9 protein-coding genes are annotated in these 13,371 nt (G+C 45.7%); 3 read left to right on the top strand and 6 right to left on the bottom strand.

The features are described 5' to 3' along the window. Positions 1-267: 267 nt before the first annotated feature. The 4 genes from cydC to GB993_RS02105 form a co-directional block, all read right to left on the bottom strand. Positions 268-2,010 (bottom strand): thiol reductant ABC exporter subunit CydC, encoded by a 1,743-nt coding sequence (gene cydC, locus GB993_RS02120; RefSeq protein ID WP_161002903.1) that lies wholly within the window; start codon positions 2,008-2,010, stop codon positions 268-270. Further along, positions 2,007-3,749 (bottom strand): thiol reductant ABC exporter subunit CydD, encoded by a 1,743-nt coding sequence (gene cydD, locus GB993_RS02115; protein ID WP_161002902.1) that lies wholly within the window; start codon positions 3,747-3,749, stop codon positions 2,007-2,009. The genes cydC and cydD overlap by 4 nt, the downstream gene beginning before the upstream one ends. Positions 3,750-4,114: 365 nt before the next feature. After that, positions 4,115-5,113, bottom strand: a complete 999-nt coding sequence (gene cydB, locus GB993_RS02110) for a cytochrome d ubiquinol oxidase subunit II (RefSeq protein ID WP_161002901.1) — start codon at positions 5,111-5,113, stop codon at positions 4,115-4,117. Beyond that, entirely contained in the window at positions 5,106-6,584 is a 1,479-nt protein-coding gene (locus GB993_RS02105) for a cytochrome ubiquinol oxidase subunit I (RefSeq protein ID WP_161002900.1), read from the bottom strand. Before GB993_RS02105 ends, cydB begins: the two co-directional genes overlap by 8 nt. A gap of 361 nt (positions 6,585-6,945) precedes the next feature. On the opposite strand from GB993_RS02105, the gene GB993_RS02100 reads away from it, so the two are divergent. After that, positions 6,946-7,899: an NAD(P)-dependent oxidoreductase gene (locus GB993_RS02100; protein WP_161002899.1), complete on the top strand. Its 954-nt coding sequence runs from the start codon at positions 6,946-6,948 to the stop codon at positions 7,897-7,899. A gap of 81 nt (positions 7,900-7,980) precedes the next feature. On the opposite strand, the gene GB993_RS02095 is transcribed toward GB993_RS02100, so the two are convergent. Next, positions 7,981-9,393, bottom strand: a complete 1,413-nt coding sequence (locus GB993_RS02095) for an amino acid permease (protein WP_161002898.1) — start codon at positions 9,391-9,393, stop codon at positions 7,981-7,983. Between the two features lie 153 nt (positions 9,394-9,546). Here GB993_RS02095 and GB993_RS02090 point away from each other — a divergent pair, with 153 nt between their 5' ends. Together GB993_RS02090 and GB993_RS02085 are read left to right on the top strand one after the other, a co-directional pair. Further along, entirely contained in the window at positions 9,547-10,248 is a 702-nt protein-coding gene (locus GB993_RS02090) for an ABC transporter ATP-binding protein (RefSeq protein WP_161002897.1), read from the top strand. Positions 10,249-10,254: 6 nt separating this feature from the next. Continuing rightward, positions 10,255-12,867, top strand: a complete 2,613-nt coding sequence (locus tag GB993_RS02085) for an ABC transporter permease (protein ID WP_161002896.1) — start codon at positions 10,255-10,257, stop codon at positions 12,865-12,867. Between the two features lie 98 nt (positions 12,868-12,965). On the opposite strand, the gene rpsI is transcribed toward GB993_RS02085, so the two are convergent. Beyond that, positions 12,966-13,358: a 30S ribosomal protein S9 gene (gene rpsI, locus GB993_RS02080; RefSeq protein ID WP_017262683.1), complete on the bottom strand. Its 393-nt coding sequence runs from the start codon at positions 13,356-13,358 to the stop codon at positions 12,966-12,968. Positions 13,359-13,371: the final 13 nt, after the last annotated feature.

The raw sequence follows: 13,371 nt of genomic DNA, 5'->3' as shown, positions 1-13,371 counted from the left end.
GCTAAAACTCATAATTTTATAAAAAGACCGCTACGTTTAGGTCATATTATACGCGATTTATTCAAAATGAATCACTATCCATTATCAGTACGCTTATTAAACGCCTAGTCGTTTGTTCTGAGTCTTAAAAACACTGCACACTAAAAGCACCTTATTCCGTCATCCAGAATAAGGTGTCTTTAGCATGCAACTTATTTTCAAAGCAATCGTGCATCTCGATTTTTGCCATTAACAACACAATCTTAACGTACTGTTTTAAATCATGTTTTAGCGACCTTTGTCGAGATCATAAAGGCTTCTAAACCGGTCACTTGTCTGATACAACTCATGTGGTTTGCCAATCATTTCAAACTGACCATGTTCAAGAAAACGAACCGAATCAACATGTGTGATCCCTTCCAAATGATGAGTGACCCAAATGATTGTTTTATCTCTCAACAAATCAAAGATTGTATTTAACAACTCATGTTCAGTGATAGGATCCAGTGAAACAGTCGGTTCGTCCAAGATAATAATCGGTGCATCCTGCAATAAAATTCTAGCAAGCGCAAAACGCTGACGCTCTCCACCAGAGAATCGCGCACCGGCTTCTTCAACGAGTGTATTATAGCCGTTTGGCAATTTCTCAACCAACTGATCCAGTTCAACCGCTTTAATGGCTGCCTTAACCTGGTCATCGGTTGCAGAGAGATTGCCCAAACGCACGTTATTCATAATTGTTGTATTAAACAAGTATGGTTGTTGATCGAGCACACCAAACAGTTTGCCACGATCATCTTGAAGTTTATCAATCGTGATGCCATTCAGTTTGACTGTCCCCTGGGTTGGCTGTTCATCTCCCAGCATTAACTTCAGCAAAGTAGACTTTCCTGTGCCTGAAGGTCCGAGTAATGCCACTTTGTCACCACGGTTAATAGTCCAATCAATGTCGGACAACACGGCCTGCTGACCATCTGCATACTTGAAATCAACGTGATCGATGGTCAGTGACTTAAAATCTTCGGCGGCAAGGTGTGTTTGATCAACTGGCGCCACAATGTTTTGGTCCAGCTGGTTAACACGTTTGATTGAATCTTGATAAACCGGCCATTCTGAAACACCCTGGGGAATCGAAGCAAAGGCATCCGTGGCTGGGAAAATGGCCAACACAAACGCAGCAATCCAGTTCAGTGCCAGATGACTAGTCTGAAAGTAACTGCCAGCCCAATAAATCATAACGACCGCAATAACGCCAATCATTAACTGAACAACTAAATCGCGCCACCATTGAAACTTGTTGTCAGCCGTTTGCAAGTCACGCATATCTGTCAGCGGACCCGTTTGATGATCCATAAAATCTTTTTCGCGACCAGAAATCATCCAGTCACTGACTCCCAACACAGCATCCGTCATGGACGTATACAGGCGTTGTTGTGTTTTCTTCTGATGAAACTCGCGAGCACCGTTTAAGGCGACGGACACTAACGGCATCAAAATCACAATCACACCCAACAACAAGGCCATCAGTGCAGCAAATGGCCAACTAAAAGTCCCCAGTGCAATGACAACGAAGAGATACAGCAGCCAACCTACAATAAGTGGAAAGACCGTTCGTAAGTACAAATTCTCAATATGGGCAATATCTTCAGCTAATAGTCCAAGAATATCCCCCGTTTGATGACGTTGACGAATCGCTACCGCATCACGCTCCACAGATTGGTACAATTTCTTCCGAAAATCAGACACAATCCGGAGCACCCAGTTATGACTGGTTAAACGCTCAGCATATTTAAAGGATGGTCGGGCAATCCCAAACGCCCGGACCAGAACGATAGTGGCATAAATCAACATGATATTAAAGGGGTGTTGCGCCGCGCGACTGATTAGATACCCCGAGGTAAACATCAGCGCCGACCCTGTAAAAGTGGTCAAAAAGCCCAGCAATAGTACCAGAGCCAACAAGAAGCGATATTTGCGAAGGTAAGGCATTACCCATGAATCGTGTTTGAAAGTATCAAAGAATCCCTTCACAATGCATCACCTCCCATTTCACGACGAAGCGCCGTATAGGCCCCATTCTGCTTAGCCAGTGCGTCAGGCGTGCCCTGTTCCACAATCCGCCCGTGCTCAATCACCAGCAAATAATCCATTTCATTAAGCCAGTGTAAACGGTGAGTGGCAAAAAAGACTAAGTGATTAGCAAACACTGGTTTGATCGTTTCTTTGAGGCCAACTTCCGTTTCAATATCCAAATGAGCAGTTGGTTCATCAAACAATAGAATGCGGCGACTCTGATCCAAAAAGGCTCGTGCTAAAGCGATTCTTTGTGCCTGTCCGCCCGAAACACCACGGGCACCTTCACCAATTTCTGTTTGCAGACCATTCGGTAGCGTAGCGACCCAGTCCGTCAACCCAGCGCTGGCAATCGCTTGCGAAACCGCCGCATCGTCGGCGTCTGGTGTATAAAACTTAATGTTATCCGCTAACGTCGCATGAAATAAATATGGCGCCTGGGGAATGTAAAGGAACTGTCGCTGCCATGCCTGCTGGCTTAGATGTGGTACTGTAACACCATTTATCGAAATGCGACCCGCATTTTGATTATTAGGCGTTAAAAAGCCACCAAGTAAATTAATCAAGGTTGACTTTCCTGATCCCGAGGGTCCAATAATACCAATCTTTTGATAGCCGTTCGCTGTAAAACTAATGTCGGTTAAGGCCGTCTCATCGGGCTTGTCATAGCCAAAATTAACGTGTTCCAAACACAATTGACTCTCGGGCGTCCACGTAGCTTGCTGATCAGTCAACAAATTGCGATCCGTTGGCACTGGCGTATTCAACACTTCAAGAACGGCAGTCAACGCATTTTTCCCGTTTAGCGTCGCATGATAATCATTGGCAAAGTTTCGAATTGGCAAGAAATACTCTGGTGCCAAAATGAGAATGGTTAATGCCGGGAACAAGGCGATGTGGCCCGCGACTAAGCCAAGTCCTAGAAAAACGGCGACAACAGCGATGGACAGCGTCGTGAAAAAGTCGAGCGCAAACGTTGACAGAATGGCGATTGTTAGCGTCCCCATCACCCGCTTACGGTGGTCCTCAGACACGGCGTAAATATTGTCAGCATAGGCTTCACTCAAGCCCAATTGTTTTAATGTCGGCAACCCTCGTAATGCATCCACGAAATTATTCGATAACTGCGTATAACTGGCAAATTCACGGTTAGCCTTATCACGGGCTGCATAACCCAAGATAATCATGAATAAAATAATGACCGGAAAAATAACTAACAAGAACAGTGCTTCCTGCCACCGTAAAAAGAATAAGTAAACCAACAATACTGTCGGAATAATCATCATGTCAAAAATCTTAATAACAACCAACATCAAGTAAGTGTTGACTTGGTTCATACCATCCAGTGCCATGGTAACAACTTTCCCAGTTCCCTGTTTGGCAACAATGCTGGGACCAATGGCCACGAGTTTCTGTAGCAGCTGTTGACGTAGATCAAACACCGTTTGGTCCGCCCACGGCTGCATTACCCGATTCTTCAGCATCACTAAGATCTGTCTTAACGCAAAAAAGCCCGCAAACAATAATACGGGCCATAAAATGCGCGTTTCGGCTTCCCGATTCCATAAATCTGTCAGCGTCCGCGATAAGAACACACCTTGAAAGAGAATGCTAAACGCTTGCAGTAACACTAAACCTGCCAGAACGATTAACATCTTCGTGATGCCGGGCAAGCGAAAGATACGTCGATCAATCATTCAATCCTACACTCCTAACTTTTCCCAACATCTCGGTCAGTTTCTACAATGTTTCATCGATTACTTTAGTTTGGTTTGGATAAGAATACGCTCAGGTGATGGTACTGCCGTTTTGCTGGTGAGGGACGCCGTTTCATGGGACCGGTCTCAGCCTCCGGAAACCACGGAGTCTTCTACCTCGACTTCGAGCCCTCAAACCAGGTCTCGAAGGTCGTCCCGCAATATTACCTGGCCTTTGCCACGTAATATTGCTTTCACGAAACTCTGTCTCTCACCCGCTACACTTCACCACGGTTCCCGCTAAATGAGCAATCGCCTCAACCGTAAACCAAACAATCAATGCTTCATTCAAACCCTGCCTAAAACTAATTTGCCTTAATTCGTTTGTAAAAGACCCAATAGCTCCAAATCTGGTAAGCCAAGACAAATGGCAAAATGCATAATGCAATCCACGTCATCAAGTTCAATGTGTATGCTGAACTTGATGCGTTTTTGATCAGAATGCTGTTAGCCGCATTGTTGGCTACCATGACGCGTGGGAACAAGCCCACGAATAGCAACATGACAACAGCCGGCAGTGTCAAACCACCGCTGATAAAGGACGTTACTTCCCAATCCTTCAATGTGGCCACATAAGCCAGAACACTCAACAATACAATGGCTGCTAAAATCAATAACGTTGAAATTGGTTTCTTCGCGAAGAAATCCGTGTAGACGTAAACCAAAATTGCAAAGACGACTTCGCCAGCAAACAGAACAGGATATAAAACCTTGCCCCAGGCACTCGCCCGCTCACGTAACGTTCCTTCAGTCTTCAAACGAACAAAGTTTAATCCATGAAGGTAGCAGAGCAAGGCAACAGCAACACCACCCACGATAGAGAACCAGTTAACGTAATCAGTGAAGTGGCCAATGACATCACCCTGTGCATCGATCGGCATCCCCTTTACCATATCAGTAAAGATCATGCCAAGTAAGAATGGTGCGGCAAGCGACGAAATCGTCAGTGACCACTCCCAGAACCGACGCCAAAAATCAGTGCGCATTTCGTTTCGGAATTCAAATGAAACACCACGCATGATTAACGCGACTAACACTAGCAAAAACATCACGTAGAAACCGGAAAATAAGGAAGCGTACCAAGCGCCAAAGGATGCAAACATCGCACCACCAGCGGTAATCAGGTAAACTTCATTGCCGTCCCAATGTGGTCCGATGGAACGAACTAACGCATTACGTTCACTCTCATTGTTTGCCAAGGTGTTCACCGACATACCAACCCCGAAGTCGAATCCTTCGAGGAAGAAGAAGATGGCGAACAGCAGGCCAATGAGCAAGAACCAAACAAATTGTAAGCTACTCATGGTTGAAGGCCCCCTTTGCGTACGGATCAACACTCTCATCCGTATCCTGCTTGTCTTCGTCATTGACGCCATAACCACTTTGCAAATCAGCATCTGGTCCAGCGACTAGAACACGGTGGCTCAGAACAATCATGACCGCGCCCATGCCGGCAAACAGCAAGAAGTAAATGATATTACTGAAGAGTAACGAGCCAACCGTAACGTGCGGCGATACCGCATCGGCAATGGTCAATAATCCATAAACAACCCATGGATAACGACCCAACTCGGTGACAAACCAACCGGCTGTGTTAGCAATGAATGGTAGCCATAGAGATAATCCTAAAATGTACAAGAACCAACGATAGCGCACAATCTGATCAGACTTCTTGCGGTTCCAATACAATCCTAAGATGGCTAACAGAGCAAAGACACCAGCAGAAACGGCCATGATCCGGAAACTGTAGAACAAAGTATGCATCGGAACAAAGTAATTCATGTTCTTACCAAATTTCTTGTCATACTGTTTGTGCAACTGCTTGTTCAACGGATTAGCACCAGTAACGGCACCACTTGGCTTGTGATAGGACAGCATACTCAAAACATAAGGAATCTCAATGCTCCAAGTAACCTTGTGATCCTTGTTGTCCATGCCTTCAACAATCGCCCATGAAGCGTGGTCACCCGTCGTTTTGTACAAACCTTCGGTAGCCGCAAACTTCATTGGTTGGTTCTTAATGATGTATTGCGTTTGCTTATCCCCAACGGCAGTCACACCGATAGCAGCAACCAAACCAACAATCAAACTAATCTTGATACTCTTGCGCCAGAATTCGATATTCTTGCCCTTTAAGATCCGCCAAGCTGATGACCCAGCAATGACAAAGGCAGCCGTTAAAAACGCGCCAAACAGTACATGAGGCAATTCTAGCCACAATTCTGGGTTCTTAACCACGTCGGCAAAACTAACCATAACTGCTTTGGTGTTGCCGTTGACTGTTTTCAATGCATATCCGACAGGATCCTGCATGAATGAGTTGGCTGCCAAGATCCAAACTGCTGATAGCATTGAACCAATGGACGTCAACCAGATAAACAGACAGTGCCAAACTGGTTTAAACCGATCCCAGGTAAACATCCACAGTCCAATGAATGTCGATTCCAGGAAGAATGCGGCCAGCGCTTCAATGGCCAGTGGCGCACCAAAAATATCACCCATGAAGCGTGAGTACTGTGACCAGTTCATCCCGAATTGAAATTCTTGAATGATCCCGGTCACTACCCCAACTGCGAAGGACAGTAAGAAAATTTTTCCCCAAAACTGGGTCATTTTCTTATAAATGTCCTTCTTTTGAATAACGTAGTTCGTTTCCATAATGGCAACCACGAATCCTAAACCGATTGAAAACGGTACAAAGAAAAAGTGGAAGACGGTTGTCATCGCGAATTGAAAGCGAGCTAGCGAAAGAATGCTAAGACCTAATATTGACATCGCACTTCGCCCCTTTATTATGAAGAATAATTGCGAGTAACTTCACAAAATAAACTGAACCCGCATCTTGGTGGACTAGCCAAAACGCTGTCAGCATTATCATGTGGCGGCCAATTCAATTGTAAACAAGACATTATGTAAAAATACCATTGAATGAAACCGCTCTCTACAACAAATTATATCGACTGATAAATGAGTTTTCAAATTTAAGGACGATTTACTTTCATTTTCACATCTAATTTTCAGCATTTAAATGACGATACTGTTAAGTGACTTAACGAGCGTTTAAACTAACTTATCTTTGTTTAGTCACGCTATAATAAACCTGTATACATTGCAGATTAAGAGGAGGACGGCATCGATGGAACAATTATTAGCAATAATGCCATTATCAGAAGAACAACGCTCAACGGTTAAAAACATGGGTGTAAATATTGTCACTGCAGATGACATCGCCCGTAAACAAGTGGCACCGGACGATATCACCATTATGTACGGTTGGAATGCCGAAATCAGTCTGCCTGTTTTAAAAGCACCGCACAGTCATTTGAAGTGGATTCAAACATTTTCTGCCGGTGTCGACTACTTGCCACTGTCAGAAATTGCGCAACATCACATCGTAGTGACTAACGCCAGTGGGATTCATGGTCCAGCAATTGCCCAGGCCATCTTGGGATATATCTTCTACTTCACCCGTGGTCTCTGGACGGCTGAACAACGACGGCCACAACGTTTCTGGGAACAGTCCGCAGACGACCTGCTAGTAGCTGACGAAACCTCGGCCATTATTTTCAGCACTGGCCACATTGCCGTCGAAACGGCACGTTTGCTACACCAGATGAATGTTCATGTCGCCGGTGTCAACCGAACTGGCCATCCAGCGGATAATTTTGACGAAACGTATGCAATCGATGACTATCAAAAAGGTTTGGCAAAAGCTGACATCATTATCAATGTGATGCCCGGAACACCGGCCACAACCGGCTTCTTTAACCGGCAGTTCTTTGATCAGCTAGACCATAAGCTTTTGTTTATCAATGTTGGTCGAGGGTCTTCCGTCGTCAACGAAGCTTTACTAAATGCCTTACAACAGTCTCGCGTTAAGTATGCCGCGCTGGACGTTGTGGACCCAGAACCGTTGCCAAAGGATTCGCCGCTGTGGGCTAATGACCACATTCTGCTCACGCCGCACGTATCCGGTGTTGTTGATCACCTTGATACGCGTCTCTTCCCAATTTTGTACGACAACCTCAAAACGTTTGTCAGCACCGGATTGGTCAGTCGCAACCAAGTCGACCTATCAGCTGGTTACTAATTTAAATCGTGGGAACAAAAATGAGCTTATGTAAAATACATAGGCTCATTTTTTGTATTCACGATTCTGATTCAGATAAAATCACTTATATAATCGTTGCCGCGCTAAACTATGACGGTATCCATAAATTGCATAAATCGTTAACCCTACGGCCTGCCAGATCACAAACGCAATCCACGTAAAGACCTGCAGCATCAGCATTAAGCCGATACAAAGAATGAATGACAAAATCGGCAAGTATGGGTATAACGGCACATGAAAAGCTGCCTTAACATGGGCAAAATCAGGATTGCGCCGCAGAAATACGACCCCTAACGAAACCAGCGCAAAAGCGAACAACGTCCCAATGTTAACCAACTCTGAGACTAAGCTGATGGGAATAAAAGCAGCAAATACGGCAGCAAACAAGCCAAATAGAATGGTGTTTGATACTGGCACATGTGTTTTCGGGCTCAGCTTGTGCAATCGTTGTGGTAACAGACCATCACGAGAAATCGCAAAAATCAGTCGTGTACCACCGTAAGACATGACTAGCAATACTGTCGTCATCCCCACAATTGCACCTAGTGAAATAATGCCAGACAAGTTTGTTAAGTGAAGGTACTGTAAAGCGAAAGCGACGGGATCAGCTACATTCAGTTTGGTATACTTCACGATGCCGACCAATACCGTCGCCAACGCAATGTACAAAATAGACGCAATTACCAATGACATGCTAATGCCGATGGGCATGTCGCGTTGCGGACGTTTAACTTCTTCAGCAGCTGACGACACAGCATCGAAGCCAACGTAAGCGTAAAAGGCTAGCGCTGCTCCTTTAAACACTCCGCCAACGCCGAACGGCATGAAGGGATGATAGTTTGCTGGCTTCACATAGAAGACTGCAACACCAATAAAAAGCAAGATAACCGCAATTTTCAGTACGACCATCGCCGTGTTGACACGCGCTGATTCGTGCACGCCACCTAGTAACAACACAGAAATAATCATGACAATTAAAAAGGCAATTAAGTCAAAACGCCCACCTGGTACGCTGGCCGTTCCTGGCGCAGCTCGCAAGAAAACTGGGAGCCGCCAGCCAAACCCAGCAAGAATATTTTGAAAGTACGCTGACCAACTCGTGGCCACTGAGGAAACAGAAAACATATATTCTGATACCAGTGACCAACCTAGTACCCACGCAACCAGCTCACCAAACACTGTGTAAACATAGGTATAGGCGCTACCGGCCAATGGAATCGTTGAGGAGAATTCCGAATAACACAACGCTGCTAAGGCACAGACAAATGCTGCTAGCACAAATGACAGCATCCCCGCTGGTCCAGCGTGAAGCGACGCGATAACTCCGGGTGTAATAAAAATCCCAGCGCCAACAATGGCACCCACTCCCATGGTCGTGAGGTTAAAAGCCGATAACGTTTTTTCCAAACCAGATTGTTTTAAAATATCATTGCTCGTGTCTTTTTTGACGAACAAATCGCGAATCTGTGACATTGTCGGCGCCCCCTTTCATGAGTCACTGTAATAAATTCATTAGTAAATTGCAATTAGTAAAGTGTATCAATTTAAACGAACAATGGCAAAGCTTATTCTTGTCTCTATTTTATGACATCGGCATAATAAAGGTAATCACTACAGGAGGCACTCATGGCATATATTGATGTAAGACACGAATTCAAAACCTATCAGATGGGTGAAACGACCATTGATGCCAACCACGATTTAAATTTCACCTGCGAACAAGGCCAACTTACTGTGATTCTAGGCCCAAGTGGTGCTGGCAAATCAACAGTTCTCAATATTCTTGGTGGCATGGATTCCCCAACCTCAGGTGAAGTCTTCATTGATGGTGTGGATATTGCTAGCTACACGGATCAGCAATTAACACAATATCGACGCGACCAAGTTGGCTTTGTGTTTCAGTTTTATAACCTTGTACCTAATCTTACGGCTAAAGAAAATGTAGAGTTAGCAAATTCCATCGTCCCTGATGCGCTAGATGCTGAGACTACCCTCCAGAAGGTTGGCTTGGGCAAACGTTTGGGCAACTTTCCTGCGCAGCTATCCGGTGGTGAACAACAACGTGTCGCCATTGCACGCGCACTAGCCAAAAATCCTAAACTCTTATTATGTGACGAACCAACAGGTGCACTAGATTTTCAAACTGGTAAACAGGTGCTACAGCTTCTACAGGACGCTTCTCGCCGCGACAATAAAACGGTCCTGATTATTACCCATAATGCAGCAATCGCCGCCATGGCTGACCGTGTCATCCACATTAACGATGCCCGTGTGCGCGAAGTAATTAACAACCCTGCCCCGACACCAATTGCTGAGATTGAGTGGTGAGAGACGATGAAACCACTGACTAAAAACCTGTTTCGTGAAATAAAGGCCTCGCGTGGCCGTTTTATCGCGATCATCTTAATCATCCTGCTAGGTAGTCTTATCTTTGTTGGCGTTCGTGCTACCGGTCCCGTATTAAACCAATCGATGACCTCAATAGTTCAACGTAGACATTTGAGCGACATTCAGCTGCTATCTAATACTGGTTTTACAAACGATGACGTGCGCGTTGCCAACAGTGTGTCTGACGCAACTGCTGAGGCCACCAAGTTCACATACGCTACTGGTGGTTCCAACGCAGCTGCCGTTGCGCTATATGGCTATTCCACCAAGACAAACCTTAATCGCCTTATGTTACGCACCGGCCATCTACCACAACGGGCCAACCAAATTGTGCTTGATAACAAGGCCAAGACGGATTATAACTATCGCCTTGGTCAACACTTTACTTTCAGCAAAAATAACGTTCTCCAGCACCGCACATTCACCATTGTTGGGTTCGTCGACTCACCTCAATATATTGATAATGGCCTTCGCGGCGTCACCAATGTCGGTGATGGCACGGTCCGTTTTTTTGCAGCTGTACCAAGTAGCCAGTTAAAAATGCCAGCTAGTCTGCTATCCGTCCGGTTCAAATCCTTACAAGGCACGGACACTTATTCAACCCATTACGTCACTACTCGTAACCGCAAGTTGAAGCAACTCAAAACAGTTTTAAATCCGCGAGCGAATCAACGAAGTCGTACACTCTATGTTAATGCAACGAAACAGCTTGACGATCAATTAAATAAGCTCACAGCAGCTAAAGTCCGTTTGCAAGCTGCTCAACAAGAAGTGACACGAACAAGTGGTGGCACGATGACCTCAACCCCTGAGTTAACCAATCAACTAGCTTCGATTAATGCGGCTCAGAGCAAACTGACAAGCGCTCGAAATAAAATCAAGCAGCAAACGAAAACGCACTATACCTGGCAGGACCGCTCAGATTTGCCGGGGTTCTCATCATATGGCGAATCCAGTGACCGAATTGCTGCCATCGCTAATGTCTTTCCCGTTTTCTTCTTTTTAATCGCAGCCCTCATTACTTTTACGACCATTACGCGCATGGTTGAAGAAGCGCGTGCCCAGATTGGCACCTTCAAAGCGCTGGGGTACGGCAAGTGGGCCATTGCACGGAATTATCTTGCTTACGCATTAATGGCCGGCACGATTGGTGGTGTCATCGGTTCCCTACTGGGTAATGAAACAATTCCACGTTTCGTACTGGCGTTATACAGTTCAACCATCCCCATGTCCGCCACAGTCCGTTTGGAATGGTCTTCGATTATTTTAGCTCTGTGCTTCTCACTGATTGCTACTGTTGGTGCAGCCGGCTTTGTTGTTTGGCGTGAACTGCAAGAGGGCCCTGCCGCTTTGATGTTGCCCAAGCCGCCTAAGTCTGCCAAACGGATTTTACTTGAGCGCGTTACACCATTGTGGCGACGGCTAAACTTTAATCAAAAAGTGTCCTATCGCAATTTATTCCGCTATAAAAGTCGCATGGTAATGTCAATCGTCGGTATTGCGGGCGGCTGTGCGCTGATTCTATGTGGCTTTGGCATTCGCGATTCAATCACAGCTGCGGGCGCCCGCCAATATCGTGATATCGTGCGATATCAAGCTGTTGTATCACTTCATGGCGCAGATGCTGGCATTAATAAGACACAACATTTGCTACAACAAAGTGAATCCTACCAAAAGAGCACCCCCATCGCCGCTACTACCGCTAAAGTTCGCCATGGAAATGAGAGTGTCTCCTCGGTCAATGTCTTCATTCCTCAAACAACGGACTTCGCGGATTATGTCCGCCTCACGACACCAGGAGGCAGTAACATCGTGCTGCCGCAACGTGGTGCCGTATTATCACAGAAAACGGCGACTCTACTTGGAGCTCACGTAGGCGACAGTATCAACGTAAACCTTACGTCAGCTACCAATCGGTCCATAAAGGTGGCGGCCATTACAAAGAATTATATCGGCGACTACCTTTATCTGAGCCCCGCTGCCTATCAGCATGTCTGGCACAAGGCCAGCAAAAGCAACGCGCTTCTTGTCAAGCTGCGTGCCCAGTCGAGCAAACAACGAAATCGCCTTGCGCATCGACTGTTACAGTCCGGTGCGGTTCGTGGCACAAGTTTTGTTGCGGATCAAAGAACCACAATTGATAACATGTCAGCCACGCTGGACCCCGTGGTCGTCATTTTCATTGTGATGTCAGGACTATTATCGTTTGTCGTGATGTATAACCTAACAAACATTAATGTTTCAGAACGAATTCGTGAGTTATCAACAGTAAAGGTTTTAGGCTTTTATGATCGAGAAGTCACGATGTACGTTGCCCGTGAAAATATTGTCCTCACGATTGTGGGTGTCATTTTAGGCTATGGCATCGGAAATGCCCTAACTTGGTATATTTTAAAGCAGGCAACGACCGCCCAGGTGATGTTTCCACTAGTCATCCATTGGCCAGGCTATATCATTGCTGCCATTCTAATGGCGCTTTTCACAGCAATCGTCATCTGGTTCACCCACCGACGTTTGAAACGCTTGGATATGGTGTCGGCGCTGAAAGCTACGGACTGATATTTTGTCACTCGATGTTGGCATCAACTTCATTTTGTACAAAAAAGAACCCGCCAATTGGCAGGTTCTTTTTGAATCCAAAGTCGATAATGATAAGATTAACGCTTTGAAAATTGTGAAGCTTTACGGGCCTTTTTAAGACCGGGCTTCTTCCGTTCCTTCATCCGAGCATCACGGGTCAAAAGACCTGCGCTCTTCAAAGCTGAACGGAAATCAGGGTCAACCGTCAGTAAAGCACGGGCAATACCGTGACGAGTGGCACCGGCTTGACCGGAGAAGCCACCACCATTGACGTTAACCATAACATCGTAATTACCAGTCGTTTCTGTTGCAGCAAATGGTTGAACAACCACTTCACGCAAGTTAGCGAATGGAATGTAGTCTTCAATATCCTTACCATTCATGGTAATTTTACCAGTACCGGGAACTAAGCGAACCCGAGCAACTGAGTTTTTCCGACGACCTGTGCCGGCGTATTGAACAGTAGCCAATGTGATTTCCCCC

It is taken from the genome of Furfurilactobacillus milii (assembly GCF_009864005.1).
Classification (GTDB): domain Bacteria; phylum Bacillota; class Bacilli; order Lactobacillales; family Lactobacillaceae; genus Furfurilactobacillus; species Furfurilactobacillus rossiae_B.
Note: the sequence above shows the minus strand (reverse complement) of the source record. Positions and strands in the feature narration are given on the sequence as shown.

Excerpts from the sequence above, each read along its gene's own strand:
- GB993_RS02090 (WP_161002897.1), top strand. The coding sequence starts at position 9,547 with ATGGCATATATTGATGTAAGACACGAATTCAAAACCTATCAGATGGGT.
- GB993_RS02100 (WP_161002899.1), top strand. The coding sequence starts at position 6,946 with ATGGAACAATTATTAGCAATAATGCCATTATCAGAAGAACAACGCTCA.
- GB993_RS02095 (WP_161002898.1), bottom strand. The coding sequence starts at position 9,393 with ATGTCACAGATTCGCGATTTGTTCGTCAAAAAAGACACGAGCAATGAT.
- GB993_RS02085 (WP_161002896.1), top strand. The coding sequence starts at position 10,255 with ATGAAACCACTGACTAAAAACCTGTTTCGTGAAATAAAGGCCTCGCGT.
- cydD (WP_161002902.1), bottom strand. The coding sequence starts at position 3,749 with ATGATTGATCGACGTATCTTTCGCTTGCCCGGCATCACGAAGATGTTA.
- GB993_RS02105 (WP_161002900.1), bottom strand. The coding sequence starts at position 6,584 with ATGTCAATATTAGGTCTTAGCATTCTTTCGCTAGCTCGCTTTCAATTC.
- cydB (WP_161002901.1), bottom strand. The coding sequence starts at position 5,113 with ATGAGTAGCTTACAATTTGTTTGGTTCTTGCTCATTGGCCTGCTGTTC.